Source organism: Chryseobacterium capnotolerans (assembly GCF_021278965.1).
Taxonomy (GTDB): domain Bacteria; phylum Bacteroidota; class Bacteroidia; order Flavobacteriales; family Weeksellaceae; genus Chryseobacterium; species Chryseobacterium capnotolerans.
Window position 1 is genome coordinate 2684366 of the sequence record NZ_CP065589.1, and the last position, 17886, is coordinate 2702251.

The 17886-nt window shown below is 38.2% G+C and carries 22 protein-coding genes; 16 read left to right on the forward strand and 6 right to left on the reverse strand.

The window, feature by feature from the left end:
* Positions 1–65 precede the first annotated feature (65 nt).
* Both hxpB and H5J24_RS12790 read right to left on the reverse strand, forming a co-directional pair.
* The gene (gene hxpB / locus H5J24_RS12785; RefSeq protein ID WP_068942862.1) at positions 66–707 is read right to left on the reverse strand and encodes a hexitol phosphatase HxpB; all 642 of its coding nucleotides are present in this window, start codon (positions 705–707) and stop codon (positions 66–68) included.
* Between the two features lie 33 nt (positions 708–740).
* A complete protein-coding gene (locus H5J24_RS12790) occupies positions 741–1361 on the reverse strand; it encodes a helix-turn-helix transcriptional regulator (protein ID WP_068942861.1) in 621 nt (206 codons plus the stop codon).
* Positions 1362–1553: 192 nt separating this feature from the next.
* Between H5J24_RS12790 and H5J24_RS12795 the strand changes: the two genes are divergently transcribed.
* From H5J24_RS12795 to H5J24_RS12820, 6 genes are all read left to right on the forward strand, one after another.
* Complete coding sequence (locus tag H5J24_RS12795; RefSeq protein ID WP_068942860.1) at positions 1554–2180, forward strand: superoxide dismutase; 627 nt, start codon at positions 1554–1556, stop codon at positions 2178–2180.
* Positions 2181–2202: 22 nt separating this feature from the next.
* Positions 2203–2703 carry a DUF2480 family protein gene (locus H5J24_RS12800; RefSeq protein ID WP_068942859.1) on the forward strand — a complete coding sequence of 167 codons (501 nt, stop codon included), beginning with the start codon at positions 2203–2205 and terminating at the stop codon, positions 2701–2703.
* A gap of 6 nt (positions 2704–2709) precedes the next feature.
* Positions 2710–3279: an NADPH-dependent FMN reductase gene (locus H5J24_RS12805; RefSeq protein WP_068942858.1), complete on the forward strand. Its 570-nt coding sequence runs from the start codon at positions 2710–2712 to the stop codon at positions 3277–3279.
* Between the two features lies 1 nt (position 3280).
* Entirely contained in the window at positions 3281–4333 is a 1053-nt protein-coding gene (locus tag H5J24_RS12810; protein ID WP_068942857.1) for an NAD(P)/FAD-dependent oxidoreductase, read from the forward strand.
* Between the two features lie 5 nt (positions 4334–4338).
* Positions 4339–4662 (forward strand): 2Fe-2S iron-sulfur cluster-binding protein, encoded by a 324-nt coding sequence (locus H5J24_RS12815; protein WP_068942856.1) that lies wholly within the window; start codon positions 4339–4341, stop codon positions 4660–4662.
* Between the two features lie 134 nt (positions 4663–4796).
* Positions 4797–5147 (forward strand): 4Fe-4S dicluster domain-containing protein, encoded by a 351-nt coding sequence (locus tag H5J24_RS12820; protein WP_068945045.1) that lies wholly within the window; start codon positions 4797–4799, stop codon positions 5145–5147.
* Positions 5148–5240: 93 nt separating this feature from the next.
* Here H5J24_RS12820 and H5J24_RS12825 read toward each other — a convergent pair whose 3' ends face one another.
* The 3 genes from H5J24_RS12825 to H5J24_RS12835 form a co-directional block, all read right to left on the reverse strand.
* On the reverse strand, positions 5241–6176 hold the full coding sequence (locus tag H5J24_RS12825) for a ketopantoate reductase family protein (RefSeq protein WP_068945044.1): 936 nt from the start codon (positions 6174–6176) through the stop codon (positions 5241–5243).
* Between the two features lie 522 nt (positions 6177–6698).
* A complete protein-coding gene (locus tag H5J24_RS12830; RefSeq protein ID WP_068942854.1) occupies positions 6699–7277 on the reverse strand; it encodes a Crp/Fnr family transcriptional regulator in 579 nt (192 codons plus the stop codon).
* A gap of 186 nt (positions 7278–7463) precedes the next feature.
* Positions 7464–8258: a class I SAM-dependent methyltransferase gene (locus tag H5J24_RS12835; RefSeq protein WP_068945043.1), complete on the reverse strand. Its 795-nt coding sequence runs from the start codon at positions 8256–8258 to the stop codon at positions 7464–7466.
* 287 nt (positions 8259–8545) lie between these two features.
* On the opposite strand from H5J24_RS12835, the gene H5J24_RS12840 reads away from it, so the two are divergent.
* Entirely contained in the window at positions 8546–9103 is a 558-nt protein-coding gene (locus tag H5J24_RS12840; protein WP_068942853.1) for a GNAT family N-acetyltransferase, read from the forward strand.
* Positions 9104–9366: 263 nt separating this feature from the next.
* Here the strand turns inward: H5J24_RS12840 and H5J24_RS12845 are convergent, their stop codons facing one another.
* A complete protein-coding gene (locus H5J24_RS12845) occupies positions 9367–9552 on the reverse strand; it encodes a hypothetical protein (protein ID WP_232815556.1) in 186 nt (61 codons plus the stop codon).
* A gap of 558 nt (positions 9553–10110) precedes the next feature.
* Here H5J24_RS12845 and H5J24_RS12850 point away from each other — a divergent pair.
* From H5J24_RS12850 to H5J24_RS12890, 9 genes are all read left to right on the forward strand, one after another.
* On the forward strand, positions 10111–10473 hold the full coding sequence (locus H5J24_RS12850) for a hypothetical protein (RefSeq protein ID WP_068942851.1): 363 nt from the start codon (positions 10111–10113) through the stop codon (positions 10471–10473).
* A 120-nt stretch (positions 10474–10593) separates the two neighbouring features.
* Positions 10594–10947: a hydrogenase maturation nickel metallochaperone HypA/HybF gene (locus H5J24_RS12855; protein ID WP_068942850.1), complete on the forward strand. Its 354-nt coding sequence runs from the start codon at positions 10594–10596 to the stop codon at positions 10945–10947.
* Between the two features lies 1 nt (position 10948).
* Positions 10949–11662 (forward strand): hydrogenase nickel incorporation protein HypB, encoded by a 714-nt coding sequence (gene hypB / locus H5J24_RS12860; RefSeq protein ID WP_082811156.1) that lies wholly within the window; start codon positions 10949–10951, stop codon positions 11660–11662.
* Position 11663: 1 nt separating this feature from the next.
* The gene (locus tag H5J24_RS12865; protein WP_141395668.1) at positions 11664–12140 is read left to right on the forward strand and encodes an urease accessory protein UreE; all 477 of its coding nucleotides are present in this window, start codon (positions 11664–11666) and stop codon (positions 12138–12140) included.
* Positions 12130–13149, forward strand: a complete 1020-nt coding sequence (locus H5J24_RS12870) for an ABC transporter substrate-binding protein (protein ID WP_232815557.1) — start codon at positions 12130–12132, stop codon at positions 13147–13149. Before H5J24_RS12865 ends, H5J24_RS12870 begins: the two co-directional genes overlap by 11 nt.
* Positions 13150–13151: 2 nt before the next feature.
* Entirely contained in the window at positions 13152–14159 is a 1008-nt protein-coding gene (locus tag H5J24_RS12875) for a FecCD family ABC transporter permease (protein ID WP_390881170.1), read from the forward strand.
* Positions 14156–14926 (forward strand): ABC transporter ATP-binding protein, encoded by a 771-nt coding sequence (locus tag H5J24_RS12880; RefSeq protein WP_068942847.1) that lies wholly within the window; start codon positions 14156–14158, stop codon positions 14924–14926. The genes H5J24_RS12875 and H5J24_RS12880 overlap by 4 nt, the downstream gene beginning before the upstream one ends.
* Before the next feature lie 5 nt (positions 14927–14931).
* On the forward strand, positions 14932–15453 hold the full coding sequence (locus tag H5J24_RS12885) for a GNAT family N-acetyltransferase (protein WP_068942846.1): 522 nt from the start codon (positions 14932–14934) through the stop codon (positions 15451–15453).
* A 26-nt stretch (positions 15454–15479) separates the two neighbouring features.
* Positions 15480–17828, forward strand: coding sequence for a TonB-dependent receptor (locus tag H5J24_RS12890; protein WP_232815558.1), 2349 nt, complete (start codon positions 15480–15482; stop codon positions 17826–17828).
* The last annotated feature ends 58 nt before the right edge of the window (positions 17829–17886 follow it).

A 17886-nucleotide genomic window follows, 5' to 3' on the forward strand; every position in this document is an offset into this window, starting at 1 on the left:
CCCAGAAGAAGCTGAAGTAAATACTGTTTTAATGAATGATAGTGACCACAAAAACATTCAACAAATTAAAACACGGGCAATTGAGCAGAGGTAAAATTCCGGATTTTAAAATCAGCATGTTCAAAATCTATAGCTTCATCATTATTGGTAAAAACAATGGTCTTCATACCGGCCGCTTTGGCCGCTTTCAACCCGGAATGGCTGTCTTCAATCGCTATGCAGTATTCAGGTGATATTCCCAGCTGTTGAGCTGAACTAAGATAAACTGCAGGATGAGGTTTTCCTTGCTCTTCAAATTCGGAAGAGTGTACGGTATCAAAAAAATCTCTCACCTGAAGTTTTTCAAGGACAGCATCGGCAACGCGCAACGGGGCATTGGTAGCCAATCCTATTTTATAATTTTTGCTCTTAAGGTCTTTAATAAACTCCTGTACACCGGACATGGTGCAATTTTCAGTCTGAATCAGCTCGATGACTTTAGAGACAACTTCCTGCTCTACAGAAGATACATTAAGATTTTCCCAGGGAAATTTTCCATACCAGAATTCAGTAACCTCTTTTGTGGTCATATATTTCGTCTGTGCAGCCAGTTCATCCGTCACTAGAGCACCATAAGATGAAAATACTTCACGTTCCGCTTTTGCCCAGAAGCCTTCAGAGTCTACAAGAACCCCATCCATATCAAAGATTACCGCCTTAAAAGTCATATTTATAAATAAATTTAGATCATGAAAAATAGATTACTGACTGATTTTATACACACATCGCTGTCCTCCTGAAATAATATGATCTACCCTTTCCACTGTATATTCATTCCCAATCAATGACTGGAAATTGGTAAGTTCGGCTCTGCAGAATCCCTGACATTCTGTAGCCGCAGCACAGATCGGGCAATGGTTTTCAATCAGGAAATATTCTTTCCCTTCTTTTTTCCATTCCGCCATATATCCTTCTTTACTTCGGGCTTCAGCCAGCACTTCCAGTCTCTGTTCTAGATTTTTAGTCTTTGAAATAGCCTTCTCATAGCGTTCATAGGTATTCTTTTCACGATCTGTAATTAATAGATCCAGAGCATTCTCTCCCAGAAGATTCTTTACAGATTTCAAAAGCTGAACCGTTACCTCTGCATGGGTATCCGGAAACTGAGCCAACCCTTTATCGGTAAGAGTATAATAGGTAGATGGGCGTCCTACTCCTTCACTTTTCATTGTCGGTTCAATCAATCCCGCTTCTGCAAGGTTCAGCAAATGCTTTCTTGCTCCCTCTTTCGTGATGGATAGTTCTTTAGCAATCAGAAGTGAAGTAGCTTCCCCTCTCATCTTTAAAAACATCAGAATGCGATCTGCTGCCGGTTTCTTCATTTGACAATATTTAGGTTGTTTTATTTTTCAACAACAAAGATAGTCATTTTCTATAACCTTCAAATTAAAAACACAAAACACTACAAAACAACACCTTACAAATCAAAATCTCTCAATCAATAAAACAACCTAAAAGTTGTTTTATTCAAATATATTATTACCTTTGTCACACATTATTAAAAAATAAATGCAATGAAACCATTTACACTACCTCAATTATCTTATGCTTATGATGCTCTGGAGCCATTTATCGATAAAAATACAATGACTATTCATCACCAGAAGCACCATCAGGCTTATGTAGATAATCTGAATGCAGCATTAGAACAGACCAATGAAACCAACCCGGATCTTGATTCTTTATTACAAAGAATCAGCGAATACAGTCCAGCGGTAAGAAATAATGGCGGTGGCCACTTCAATCATTCTTTATTCTGGGAAATTCTTTCTCCACAACCTAAATTAAAACCGGAAGGAAAACTGAATGAAGCCATCATCTCCACTTTTGGAAGCCTTGAAGATCTTAAGGCAGAAATGAAGAAGGCAGGGCTTGGACAATTCGGATCCGGATGGGTTTGGTTGTATGTAAAATTCAACGGGTCTATTGCCGTAAGCGCTACTCCAAACCAAGATAATCCTATGATGGATATTCTTCCGGTGAACAGAGGCTTCCCAATTCTTGGAATTGATGTCTGGGAACATGCTTATTATCTTGCTTATCAGAATAAAAGAGCAGATTATCTGGATTCATTCTGGTCGGTATTGGATTGGGCATCAGTGGAAAAAAAATATGAAGAAGCGCTTTTAAAAATAAGATAGGAACATACAAATATTGCTAACAATGGATACTCAGACTTTCGTGAATAAAGCAACCGCTTCCGGCATTATTGCTTTTGACTTTTTAGATTATAAACCCACTACTGAAATTGTGGAATTAGATATCAAGGATCACCTTTTTATGGGAATGATAGTCAAAGAAAAAGAGTTTAAAGAATCAATTGCAGCAGTAGATTATTCTGTGTATAAAAATAAAGCGGTTGGGATTATTTGTTCAACAGATGCTATTATTCCGCCTTGGGCCTATATGTTCCTCATGGAAAAATTATCTCCCTATGCTGATTATGTAGATCTAAACAGTGCTGAAACCGTCCTGCTCGATCTTTGGAAACGCCGTCTCATCTACGCAGACTTAAAATGTTTTAAGGATCAGAAAGTAGTCGTTCGAGCCAATACCTCTCATGATCCAGCTCTTTATTTATTAGCTACTGAACTTTTAAAACCATTAGTCAAAAGTCTGATGTACGGAGAAATAGGATTACCCAAAGTAATTTTTAAAAAATAAAACAAAATGAAAGCAATCATATTCAACGGATCTCTGGAAAGAAGAACAGAATCCACTTCCGGATTGATCTCCGCTTATATCTCGCAGCAGCTGGAAGCAATTGGGATCCGTACTGATATTTTTACGCTCGCAGATTCCGGAATTCCTTTATTTGATGTCACCCTCAACAAAACTCCTCTGGCTGTAGAAAGAATGACTCAGATGTTTCAGGATGCCGATATTCATTTCTGGCTGGCTCCCCTTTATCATGGAAGTATTCCGGGAGTGATGAAGAACTGCCTGGATTGGCTGGAAGTGACAGCTCATTCTTATGAGCCTTATCTTACCGACAAAACCATAGGATTGGTATGCTGGGCAGATGGTCTGCAGGCAATGCAGGGAATCAATGCAATGGATGCCATTGCTAAATCATTACGGGCATGGCCGCTTCCCTTCAGTGTTCCGATTCTCAGAACATCTTTATTTGACAGTGAGAATCCAAAGCAGATCTCAGCATTTTATTCCGGCAAACTTGATAAACTTATCAGCATAGCAGCCACAAAGAAAATAGAAAAAACAATCATAAATCAATCATAGCATGATAGAGACAGATATACTGATTATTGGAGCCGGCCCTGCAGGGTTATTTACAGTTTTTGAAGCCGGTCTTCTTAAAATGCGATGCCATATTATTGATGCATTGCCACAGATGGGAGGCCAGTTATCAGAATTATATCCCAAGAAACCCATCTTTGATATTCCGGGATTCCCAAGTGTATTGGCAGGGGACCTGATTGATAATCTTTATGAACAGATTAAGCAGTTTGAACCTGGATTTACGCTCAATGAAACGGCTGTACATCTTCTAAAACTGGAGGAAAACCTGTTTGAAGTCATTACAGATAAAGGGACTAAACATAGAGCCAAGGCAGTTGTGATTGCCGGCGGACTTGGAAGTTTTGAGCCTAAAAAACCACCTATTGAAGACATTTCCTTGTATGAAGACCGCGGGGTTAATTATTTCATCAAACGACCGGAGGATTATGTCGGAAAACGTGTTGTGATTGCCGGCGGTGGAGATTCTGCTTTGGATTGGACCATCCATCTGGCAGAAATAGCATCATCAATAACCTTAATCCACAGACGAAATGAATTCAGAGGTGCTTTGGATTCTGTGGAAAAAGTGAAGAAATTAAAGCATGCAGGAAAAATCAATCTGATTACTCCGGCAGAGGTTATTGCCCTTAAAGGCAGAGATTCTCTACAGGAAATTGTAGTGGAAAAAGAAGGCGCTATTCAAACTATTGAAACTGATTATTTCATCCCTTTATTCGGATTGGTTCCTAAACTGGGGCCATTAGCCGACTGGGGGCTGGAACTTGAAAAAAATGCAATAAAAGTGGATAACAGTACCGATTTCCAGACCAATATTGGCGGCGTTTATGCTGTGGGAGATATCAATACCTATCCTTTTAAAATGAAGCTTATTTTATGCGGATTCCATGAAGCGGCCATTGCCTGCCAAAGCATTTACCAACGGCTGAACCCTAATAAAAAATTTGTGTTGAAATATACTACCGTAAGCGGTATCGAAGGTTTCGACGGAACCAAAAAACAAGCAGAAAAGCAAGTAGTAGCAACGATTGACTAATAACCATGAAAGACGAAATAACAATCACAGTGACAGATCAGACCGGTATTCAGCATATCCTGATCTGCCCGCTGGAGATGGGACTTACCTTAAAAGATATCTGTAAGGCCTATGAATTACCTATGGAAGCGATGTGTGGCGGAATGGCCATGTGTGCTACCTGTCACTGTTATATTCTGAACGGAGCGGCATCATTGTCTGAAAAAAATGATGTGGAAGATGCCCTTCTTTCAGAACTTTTCACCACCAAAGAAACCAGCAGATTAGCCTGTCAGATCTACCTGACCGCTCAAATGGACGGGCTCTCAGTAGAGATTGCAGCAAATTAACAGGTTTAAAATACAAGTTTGCACAGTTTATGATGTAATAAATTGTTAGAACTGTTTTAATTAAGTTTAGTAGGGATTTCTAAAACAGTATGTTAAAGAAATCCCTTTTTTACAATATTTCAAAAATAAAAAATATGGCTATTAAAATAACAGATGACTGTATCAATTGCGGAGCCTGTGAGCCTGAATGCCCTAATTCAGCCATTTATGAAGGTGCTATCGATTGGCGTTGGCAGGATAAAACCAAACTCTCAGGGCATATCACGTTCCCGGATGGAACGGAAGCCGATGCAGGTGCTTACAATCAGGCCGTTTCGGATGACGTCTATTATATTGTATCCGGAAAATGCACGGAATGTAAAGGGTTTCATGAAGAACCTCAGTGTAAGGCTGTTTGTCCGGTAGACTGCTGTATTGATGATCCGGATCATAGGGAGACTGAAGAAGTACTATTAGACCGGCAGCATTTCATGCACGGAGTTTGATTCAAAACTATGAATTATTATAGTTATTCTGTCTTTCTAAATTAAATTAACCACATAGAAATCTATGTGGTTACTATTTTTTATTCTGCTTACCTATTTTGCTTTGATCTCGTTATAGATTTTCTGAGTAAAAGGAGTATTAATCTTTAGTTCTCTCCCATACTTTAAAACCGCTCCGGCAAATAATTCCAGTTCATTATCTTTTTTCCCGGAATGAATGTCTAACTGTAAAGAAGTTGGCGTTTCAAAAGGAAATGTACACGCTTTTTCAAAGGTTTCTTCTATAATACCTTCAGAGAGGTAAATTTCTTTTTGATCTGCAATCTGTTTGATTTCCTTCATAATTTCCGATGCCTCGTGCTTCTGTTCTTCATCAGTACAAACGGTTCCTATGGATGAATTATGTTTAGCGGTTACCAATCCAAAACTTGCGATGAAAATAAATTTAGTCCAGATATCTGTTAAAGAATTGTCTTTAAAATCAAAATCGATGTTGCTTTCCTGAAGCAGATCTGTTACCCATATAACATCAGTTGAAAAATGCTCAGGATCTCTTCCTACAATCATTTTTCCTGCTTTTCCTTTATGCTCTACCGTTCCTCTTTCTTTAATATGGGAAGCTACATAAATACAGGTTGGCAGAATAGTATGATCCGGAATTATTTTTCTGATTCTGTCATAGATATCTGCTCCATTCATCATGGGAAGCAGTATTGTATCTTTAGTAATAACTTCTTTAAGTTGTCTGCAAACATTCTCCAGATCATATTCTTTTACACAAATCAGCACCAGATCAGGATTCTTGATATCACTGATATTCTGCTCAATGGCATTGGGATGAGTACGATCATTGGGATGCTCCGGAGAAAGCAAAACCAGCCCATTTTCTTTGACTTTCTGGTAAGTTTCTCCTCTGGCAACAAAGGAGACTTTATATTTCCCGGATGTTTCATTAACCTGGTTGATTTTAAAACCAAAATATCCGCCTACGCCACCTAATCCTACAACTACAATATGTTTTTTGTTCATGAAATTATTTTCAGCAAAGATGAATGACAAATTTTAATTGATCACTTGACAAATGAAAAGAAATAATAATTTGAAAGACAATATTGGAAGAGGGAGGCTGGAAGCTGGAAGTTATGGAGGTCCCAAAATGAGTTTTTAATCTATTTCTACGGATTGCCTTTTTATTATATGAATGAGTTTGTTGGAAATCGCGAAGGCGCAAGAGGATATAAAAAGATGAGATTATTTAAGGCGCGAGGATTTTATCTGCGATAAAATTGTACTGCAGATTTGACAAATGCTTAATTAAATAAAAAACATCATGAATAATCCGTCTGCAATAACTCCCATCATCCAACTTCCCGCTTCCCGCCTTTATAAATACTCCATTAAATAAAAAATCATCATAAATAATCCGTCTGCAATAACTCCCATCTTCCAACTTCCCGCTTCCCGCCTTTATAAATACTCCATTAAATAAAAAATCATCATAAATAATCCGTCTGCAATAACTCCCATCCTCCAACTTCCCGCTTCCCGCCTTTACTTACGAATATCCCTTCTGATTCTGCTTAATGAGCTGTCTTTAATTCCTAAGTACGAAGCAATCACCTTTAGCGGAACATGCTGAAAAATGTCCGGGTCTTTCTTCATCAGGTTGAAATACCGGGTGGAAGCTTTCTGGCTTGCCATTTCGATAAGCCGGTCATGAATATTGTGGTAATTCAGAACAAAAAGAAGCCTGCTGAACTCCCGGAATTCAGGAATATTATGAAAGTTATACTGAACATTTTCCAAACCGGTTTCCCAGAATGTACAGTCTGTTACCACCTGATAGATTTCTTTGGTAGGCTGCTGCCTGAAAAAAGATAAAAAATCATTCACAAAACAGGGCGCAGCGTAAATGTTAGTGGTAATTTCTTCATTATCTTCATTCAGGAGATAGGACCGTACATACCCTTTTTCAAGGAAATAGGTTTTAGTACTGATGGTATTCTGATCCAACAGGACAGCATTGGCTTTTAACTCAAACTGGTTGAATTTTTCTGTGATCTTCTCCACCACCTCATCTTGAATACTGAACAGGGAATGGAAATAATTATTGATCGATGATTTATCCATTGGAAATTACAATACTATCTATTTTGGCGTCTAAAATAGGGATAAATCTTTGAATTCAGAGAGCAATTGAGTAAATAAGGACCACCCCGTCAAATCTACGATTTGACACCCCTCCGATGGAAGGGAATGATTACGTCTTCCACTGTAATATCAGCAACTGTTCAATTACATTTTCCGCGATACCACTTAACCTAACTTAACAGCCTTAGTGGCAATAAAGGTTGGTAGATATTGATCAATTAAAAACCTTGGATGGGGCTGCATTTCTTCTGTGAAATCTGCAATCACAAAGCCCGCTTTCATTTGACCGCCAATCAGATCAGAAAGTGTATGTCCAAAAACCAGCGCTTCCTGATTCTCTATTTTTCTTGCAATTTCTTCCTGATTCAGGTCTCTGATATCTGCATAAGGCAAAGTATATTTGGGCCTTATAATTCCATCTGCGATATCCTGTGGATTACGATCTGCTACAAAAACAACCGGATTGAAAAAGCTGGCCAATAAAGAACCGCCTTTTTTCAAAACTCTATAAGCTTCTTTCCAGACAGGATGTACATCTTCTACATAATGATTGGATATGGGATGAAAAACAATATCGAAAGACTCATCTTCAAAAGCCCTGAGATCTCTCATATCTCCCTGAACTGTTTTCAATGATAATCCGTCACGCTCTGCAACCCGCTCATCCTGCTTCAACTGCTCTTCTGAGATATCAAAAACTACCACATCCGCTCCCACTGCGGCCAGTACCGGAGCCTGCTGCCCACCTGCAGATGCCAGACATAGGATTTTCTTTCCTTTTACATCTCCCAGCCATTCCTTAGATAAGGGTTTTGGAGTGAGATGTACCTCCCAATTCCCTTCTTTTGCATTATTGATCAGCTCTGCACTTACAGCCTGAGACCATTCGTTCTGTTCTAATGCCTGTTTGTTCCAGGCTGACTCATTATGATGTAAAAAGTCAATTTTTTCTTCTTGCATAGTATTATCTTTTTCATTGGCATTATAAAACATTTACAATGCATTACAGTATTCAAATATAGAGACTTTACAGCCTGTCCATGGTGAAAAGGCTGTCTATTTTCACGAAAAAGACTGCCAAACAATTATATGCTGGCTGTATTTGATTGTTTTATTACATAAAAAGCCTTTAAATATTTATCTTAAAACTCTATTTCAAAATGTATTTTCGTTTCTTATTCAAGGTTGAAAATGTTTTCTAATCCCTAATTTTATTTACCTTTATATCGATCAAAAAAGATTATTTAATGAATGACCTTATATTGAAATCTCAACGTTTAACCTTACGTACATTCAAAGTAAGTGATGTTTCAAATGTTCATCATATGCTCTTACAACCTGAAAGTACATTATTTAATCCCAGTTCTTACTCTGAAGATAAAAAAGAAACTCAAAAGTTGGTCAATATCTGGAGGTCAGAAGCAGAAAGCAGGCAAAGCCGCAAAAAGTTTACGTTTTTAATAGAAACAACAATTGACTGTATCTTTGTAGGCATTATCGCTATTGATCTTATTAAACTTCATTACAAGAATGCTGAAACGTGGTATAAGCTCAGCCCTGAAATTTGGGGAAAAGGCTATGCAACAGAAGCATTGGAAAGAATCATCCGGTTTGGTTTTGAAGATTTGAAGCTTCATAGAATTGAAGCAGGCTGTGCCGTTGATAATATTGCCTCTTATAAAGTCATGGAAAAATGTGGAATGATAAGGGAAGCCCATCGCAGAAAATTACTTCCCTTAAAAAGCGGATGGAGTGATAATTATGAATATGCTATTCTTGAGGAAGACTATTTTACAAAATTATAATCTTTTGTTTAGCATTATAACTCAACCACTAATTTTCTATCGTACGGTCGGTTTCAATCTGTTCGTGAGCTATTGCAATCTCATGATATAAGGTTTTATAATTCCTTTTTCCAGTAAGGAAGCAGTATACTGCACATCTCTTCCACTGGAATATAACCTTTATATCGATGGTGATGGTGAATACTCAGATTGATTAAATACTCTTCCCGTCTTTATTTCTTTGATCCTGATAATTTTATTCCCTTTTTTTATGACATCAAAGGTTATTTTTTCTTTTTAGGATCTTTTTTATCAGAAATCGTCATTTTATTGCCTTTCAGTTCGATGGTATCATAATCATCATATTTTACGGTATACCCAAGAAGAACCACACGATCATCTCCTTTATCCGGTTTTTTATACTGGATAGTCTCAAGTGGATAATGAGAAATAATACGTACAGCATACATTCCACTAAAATCATAAATCCTTTCTACAAGGTCATCAGGAGTAAAAGTAGTTAATGTTTCAGGTTCATTTTTCCATCTGAATGCTGTATTACCGTCTATTTCAGGAGTAAAGCTCTCTGGCTTTTTGGGAGCGGGCGGAGCATATTCTACTTTTTTCGGTGGCGGCGGAGCGCCTTCCTTACTTTTCTTTTTTGAGCTGATACAGCCCCAGAGACTAGCATCAATAAAAAAATAATTTGGTATCGGGATATAGTCATTTTATAATTTTTTAAAATTTAAAACCGGTACCTCGTAGAAGTACTCTTCTCAAAATTACTTTTTTTATTCAAATTGGAAAAGTCATTTTTTTCAACATTCTTATAAAGTATTACAGTCTAAACCAACTCTCCAAAACAACAATTAACATTCTAAAAAACAAGTAAATACACAAAAAACAACATTTGTAAATTATGAAATATGTAAAATTCCAAGATAGACATTCCGTCCTGATTTTGAACATTTTTAAAAGGTTTTTGGTAAGAATGGAGGCTCTGAAATGATGTAAATTTGCTATACTCAATGAAGAAGTCTCTTTACATATCAATTACTTTCACGCTTGTCCTGTTTTTTACATTACTACTGGGATTTGCCAGCCACAAGAGAAGTAATATTTCTGTTTATTCTTCACCAGATCAGATCAGTTTTAAAATATCAAACTCTGTTCAGCAGCATGACCTTCTGTTCATAGCCTCTATTGCTGAAAATGACTTGGATGTTGACAAAACTTTTTTTGAACTGCCCTTTATCCTTTTTGAAAAAGAAATGTTTTCATGGGGATCTACTATAGATATTAATGCAGTAATGAATTCTGAAACCGAGTTCGTACATCATTATCATCTTCCCAAGTATCTTTTATTCCATAATTTAAAGATCAGAATATAAACTTTAGGTTTTAATTTCATATTTGTAAACACCCATAAACATTGGGTTTTACATCTACTTTCCTCACTAAGATTATCCGAAAAATTCAGGTAATCCGTCTCATCTATAAAAATATAAGCTATGCATGAATTGAGTATAGTAAAGGATATTTTTGACACTTTGGAAGAGCATTACGATGCTAAAGTAGAAGATATCCAACAGGTTCAGGTAACAGCAGGATTGCTTTCCAATGTTCAGCCTGTTCTGATTCAGAATGCTTTTGACGCCTTCATTACTGACCACCCGCTCTATCAGGAAATGGAACTTGAAGTGCTCGTCAATGACATTATTGCCCATTGTGACCAGTGCGGTAAAGACTTCCAGGTCAGGTACCACAAATTTGTCTGCGAAGACTGTGCAACCCCTTCCTCTAATATCGTTCAGGGAAACGAACTCTTTATTTCAAAAGTAATTTTTAAACAAAAAGACCATTAATATGTCAACAGCTAATCCAAAAAGTTTAGGAAACCGCGTAGGATCGGTTCAATGTGATAATACCACGCTTCATTTATTAAAGGCTAATGATTTTGTAGCCAAAGCCATCAGAGACCGTTTAAAAGATGTTTGTGTGATCAATGTGTGTTCTTCTCCGGGATCAGGGAAAACTACATTAATGCAGGAAACCGGAAAACGACTGGCTCAGGATCTTAACATTTCAATCCTTGTGGGTGACCCGGAAACAGAACGTGATGCGATCAGGATGCGTGAAGCAGGAATCAATGCTTTACAAATCGTAACCGGAGGAATGTGTCACATTGAGGCTCAGATGATTTTACAGGCTTTAGATCATATCGATTTAGAAGGGGTAGATTTATTATTCATCGAAAATGTAGGAAATCTTCTTTGCCCATCTGCTTTTGACCTTGGGGAAGATTATCGTGTAACCCTTCTGGCTTCTACCGAAGGCGATGATAAACCTAAAAAATATCCCCGCATGTTTTTAACCAGTGAACTGATGCTCGTTTCTAAAGCTGATTTGCTTCCCTACGTTCCATTCTCTGTAGAAGCAGTAACCAAAGATGCTCATGAAGTAAATCCTAATCTTGAAGTAATGACGATCAGCACACTCAACGGTGATGGAATTGACGAATGGTGCAACTGGCTGAAAGAAAAGGTAAAGCTAAAAAAAGAAAGCGCTAAAGAAGCTTAATATGAGTATAGTACAACCAGTCGTAATTGATGAGGTAAAAACAGGGATGCATCTCAATGACAGCAATCCCGACGTCCTGGAACTCGAATGGTTTGAAAATAAAAAGCAAAAACTAACCCGGACTACCAGATCCGGGCTTGTTTTGGAACTGCGGTTAGGAAACAGCAAGGAATGGCAGCAGGGAGACGGTTTATACAGTAATGGACAGTTGATGGCCACCATTGATTTCAAAACCTGTCTTACCATAAGCTTCCCCGCAGAAAACGACGCCGATGCCGCAGACTTCTGCTACTTTATCGGAAATCAACATCTGCCAATATTTATCACCTCAGCTCAACGGTTCACTGTACCTTATGACGGACGTCTGTATGAGCAGCTTTCTTTAAGATATGGTAAACGTATTGAGCTAATGGACGCTCAGCTTTTGTCTCATCAATCATTACGTTATCTGGCAAAAAATAGAACTTATGAAAATTAAAAATTTGTTTATTATAAGTGTTTCCGCTCTGCTGCTGGCATTGCAAAGCTGTAATAATTCGAAAAATACCGGTACTAAAGAAATCTCAGCGAATACAGAAGTATCCGGAACTGACAGCAGAGGGAGGAAGGAAAAAATCATTCTTCCTCATGAAGCCATGCGGGTTGTTGTTCTATACAATGCATTGGTGGATGATGTTTACATGCTTCAGTCAGGTGAAAAAATTGTGGGAATTCCCCAACAGATTTATGAAATGGAAGATACTTACAGCTTTCTCTCTAAGCTTGATGACCGAATTAAAAATAAAAGCATTGCCACTCCTACTTTTGGAGGACAGTCCAGTAATGCGGAAAGTATTGTGGGACTAAATCCTGATCTGGTCCTGACCTTTAATACAGATGAGGATAATATTAACCAACTTGAAAACCTTGGAATTCCGGTATTTACTTTTTCTTCTTTAAATGATGAAAAGATTCTTGACGAATTAAAAAATGTCGGAAAACTGCTTGGAAAACAGAAACGTGCTGAGGAAGTTACAGGATATGTGGCTGAAGAAGTAAAGAAAATGAGAGCTTCCCAGATTAGTTCTCCTAAAAAGATATACTATGCATGGTCAAAAGGACGTATAATGTCTACTTCAGGAAAAGGAAGCCTTATTGATATGGCTATAACCCTTTCAGGGGCTCAAAATGTATGTCCTGTTCCGGTAGAAGCACCCAATATCAGTGCAGAAACCATGTACAAATGGAATCCTGATCTTATCATTCTTTGGAATTCAAAATTATCTGATGTTTACAGCCTTAAAGAATTAGATGCTCTTCCTGCTGTAAAAAACAAGCAGGTATTTGTGATGTCACCATCTTTCCCATACGATCCGCATACGGTGAAATTTATGTTGTTTGCTAAGCAGCTTCGTCATTGGTGTATGCCAGAATATACTCAGGAACAACTTGATCAGGATGTAAAAAAAGCTTTTGAAGTAATGTATGGTAAAAAAGGACTGATCTGATGATAAAAAACATTCAAACAATTTCCCTGCTTATTCTGCTTCCTTTATTTTTAGTGTTTGTTTCACTGATTATAGGTTCCAGCCAGAATATTGGTATAGGAACATTGTTTCATCATATCGCTTTGGAATTTGGAATTTCTAAAGACGAAGCGGTTCTTCAGGGAAGTCTGCATACGATTTTATGGCAGGTTCGTTTACCAAGAATTGTTCTTACATTTCTCGTAGGCGCTTCTCTAGCCTCTGCAGGAGGAGTATTACAGTCTGTTTTCAGAAATCCGATCGTTGATCCTTTTACGTTGGGAATTTCTTCAGGTTCTGCATTTGGAGCTGCATTAGCCATGCTATTTCCTGTAATGGCCGTTAATATTTCAGCATTTATTTTTGGAGTTGCAGCAGTAGTCATTACTTATCTTGTCTCGTATGCCGGAGAAAAAACCTCTATTGTCAGTATGGTTCTTGCCGGAATGATCGTATCAGGGGTATTTACTGCTTTCCTTACGGTCTTACAATATCTGAGTGATCCTTATAAACTACAGGCTATCGTACAATGGACCATGGGGAATCTGCATACAGCTTCATGGCAGAAAGTTCATACAGCCGTATTTCCGATTGTTATTGGTTTAACTGTGATTGTTGTCCTTCGGTGGAAGCTCAATCTTTTAGCTTTGGGAGATCACGAAGCGATGGCGGTTGGAGTAAACCCAACAGTCTTAAAACTGATCGTTATGGCAGTAGCTACCATGATTACAGCATCATCCGTTGCTGCTGTTGGAGTCATCAGCCTCTTTGGATTGATCGTTCCTCATATCAGCAGAATGATTTTTGGACCCAATAATAATATTACTGTTTGGGCGAATATCAGTATCGGAGGTGCATTTTTATTATTGATCGATGATTTTTCGCGTACGGTAATGCCCTTTGAAATTCCGATAGGAGTCTTTACTATGATTATCGGAGCCCCTATTTTCATTTATTTAATGCGTAAAAACGCCATAAACTGGAACTCATGAACAGTATCATCAGTATAGAACAGCTTTCTTTTGATTACGGAAAAGATCAGGTGCTGAACAATATCAATGCGAAATTTTCAAAAGGAAAGCTTTCTGTCATTCTGGGAAGAAACGGAAGTGGTAAATCGACTTTATTTAAGATCATTGCAGGGCTGGAAAAGAACTACAAAGGAAAAGTATGGATCGCCGATAAGAATCGCCGAAAAATAAAAATAGGAACAACCTCTCCTGTCCGCCTCGGGTTTTTAACCCAGTTTCATCAAACCACTTTTCCATTTAAAGTTTTTGATGTGATCTTAACAGGTCGTGCCTCTTTTTCCAGATTCTCCCCCAAACAGGCGGATTATCAAACAGTAGAGGCCATTCTTCAAAAATTTAATTTAATCCACTTAAAAGATAAACCTTACACCTCTCTTTCCGGCGGCGAGCGCCAGTTGGTTCTCTTATGCCGGGTATTGGTTCAGCAACCGGATATCCTGATGCTGGATGAGCCTACCAACCATCTGGATCTGCATTATCAGGTTGCTGTATTGGAAGTCATCCGCCAGTTCGTGAAGGAAGGAACTACGGTTTTATGTGTCATGCATGATCCCAACCTTGCTTTTCTGTTTGGTGATGATTTTTTTGTGATGCGTCATCATGAACTAGTGGCTGTTCAATCATTGGAAACAGATGAATTGAAGCAGCTTCTTGAAGAAACATATCAGGTTCCTTTACTCGCCCTGGATAATCAGGGAACTCCAATATTCGCCCCACAACTAAAATAAAAAATATGAAAAATCATAAAGAAATAACGATTTCACTGGTACAAGATTATCAGGTATTTGAAGTCCTTCCTTATGTCATGGAATTCAGACGTCAATTGTATCCGCTGCTGGATCCTTTGATTGTTCCTAAAGACCTTGTCAACTTTGAGCAGAATTACCTTCAATCTCCCACCGGAGCATTCTTACAGGCCCGGACTGAAGACGGAAAACTGATAGGTGTTATTGGAATGATGCCTTTTGATTACCGTTTTCCTCATCTGGACATTGACCAAAACACAACCGTAGAAGTCGCTAGGTTATTCGTTAACCCCGAATACCGGAGAGCAGGAATTGCCACCCGTCTGTTTCAGGAATTGGTAAAAACAGCTCAAAAGAAAAAAATAAAAAGATTATACCTGCATACTCATCCTTTTCTACAAGGAGCTTATGATTATTGGCTTAAACAGAATTTTAAACTTCTGAAATCATGCTATGAAGGTACTTATCCAACTCTACACATGGAATTAATGATTCCCACAGAACAATAAATACTACAACAGCGTAGAAATATACAATGAAACATATCTCTAAAAAAGTATTGTACATCAATGGTATCATGCTCCTAGTTCCTTTTGCGCTATCAGCACAGGAGACCCATCCTATTTTTGGAAAAATCCTGAATCAGGAAGGAAAAATAATTTCTAATGCCACCGTTTTTATCAACCAAGGAAGTTCGACAACAACAAGTAAAGACGGAAAATTTCAGTTTGAAACCCAGGTTCAATATCCAGCACATCTCATGATTGATGCCAAAGGCTATTCCAGATCCAATATCACACTAGATTCCCTTTCTTATGATGATAAAAACGGAATTACAATTCGTATGACAGAAAATCAAACGGATCTCCAGGAGGTTTTAATTACTGCTCGAAGAAACAACTCTTATCTTACTAATACTCTGGAGCTTGGAGGAAAATTTTCAGGGAATCTAAAAGATCTGCCACAATCAGTTTCTATTGTCAGCAGTGAGTTTATGGAAGATAAGCAGGCCTACACTACCCGTGATGTTGTACAAGATCTGGCAGGGGTAACCACAGCTTCTTCTTATGATGATCTTATCATTCGGGGATTTAAAAGCGGCTACGAAACAGGAATCCGTCTTGTGAATGGACTGCGTTCGGGATATAGTTATGGAAACAGCTATTACCGTTCACCCTTAACGATCAATCTGGAAAGCGTATCTGTTTTAAAAGGGCCTGGTGCGTCATTATTTGGAGATGTAACTCCCGGCGGAACGATCAACATGGTGACTAAAAAGCCATTGGATAGACAAAAAGGTTCTATCAACTTCTCCGTTGGGAGTTTTCAGACTATCCGTACCAGCATTGACTTGACAGGACCGTTGGATAAGGAAAAGAAAATTCTGTATCGTCTGAATGCAGGCTATGAGGACAGCAAAACATTCCGAAATGTCAATCAGCAGAAAAACTTTATGATGGCTCCATCTTTTACTTTTAAACCATTTGATGGAACTCAGGTAGATATTGATCTTGTATATGATCAGTTCCATGGATATCTTGATCGTGGAATGGGATTGAGAAATAATGATTTTTACGCCCTGGACCGCTCCTTTACTTTAAGTCAGCCATCGGATTTTTATAATACCAAAATGTTATCATTCAGTGCAAGATTAAGCCAGCGCCTTACTCATAACCTTTCATTGAATGCAAGTTATATGAAATCCATCTATCAGGAAGAGGTAAATGAACACCGCACCCTGAACAGTTATGCAGACGCACCTACCAATACCATCATGAATATGCGTTTCTTTGACCGTCACGGAAAAGATTATACGGATAACTCTGTAGTGTATTTAAAATGGGATCTTACCGGTCATACAATAGAGAATCATATTGTTGCAGGAGTAGATTATGCCCAATATGAAGGAGACAGCAATAATCAGCAAAGAGAAGCAAGACAACAAAAAGTAGATGGTAAAATTGTTCCATTAACATTTGACCTTAATAATCCTACCTATACCACTCATGATCTGAGTAATTATGTATGGTTATCTCAAGGAAATTATCCTTTTCTAAGCCCATACAAAACCACCGGAATCTATGTACAGGATCAGATTTCATTTGCAGATAGATTAAAACTTATCGTTGGACTGCGTCATGAGCATTATTATTCTGAAACTGTAAATGGTAAAGACCGCTTTAGTGCGACTCAGAACGTATGGCTGCCTCGTATTGGACTTACCTATCAGATCAACGATCAGATCAATTATTTCGCAAGTTATTCACAGGGATTTGCTCCTGTTGGGGCTAACTTTATCCAAAATTACCAGGATTATGGTGCCGATAAACCTTTCACTGCTGAGCATAGCTTTCAGATTGAAACCGGACTTAAAACCGGATTTTTTAAGAATCAATTGCAAATGGACCTATCTCTCTTCCAGATTGAACGTCAAAATATGCTGATTGCAACAGGAGAAATCGGTACATCAGGATTTCCAGTGTACAGACAATCCGGAGAAGCAGTATCAAAAGGCGTGGAACTGGACATCCGCGGGCAGCTGACCAAAGAATTTCAGATCATGGGAAATTATACTTTTAACCATACAGAAGTGAAATCTTCTTCCATCGCCTCTGAAGTGGGACAGGCTTTGCCCGGAGCTCCTAAAAACATGGCAAGCATATGGTTAAAATACGTCTTCTCAACCTCAGCTTTAAAAGGACTTGGCTTTGGTGCGGGAATGTATTATGTAGATACCAGACGTATGGATAACAGCATTGGAAAAGACAGCAATGGTAATGCTCTTTGGGGGGGAATGGCCCTCTTATACTACCGTCAATGCTGCCGTTTATTACCATATCGGAAAAATGAAAATGGCAGTGAATGTCAACAATATTTTCGATAAATATTATTTCCTTGGCGGGTTCGACTATACACGAGCCTTTCCCGGAGCTCCCAGAAAT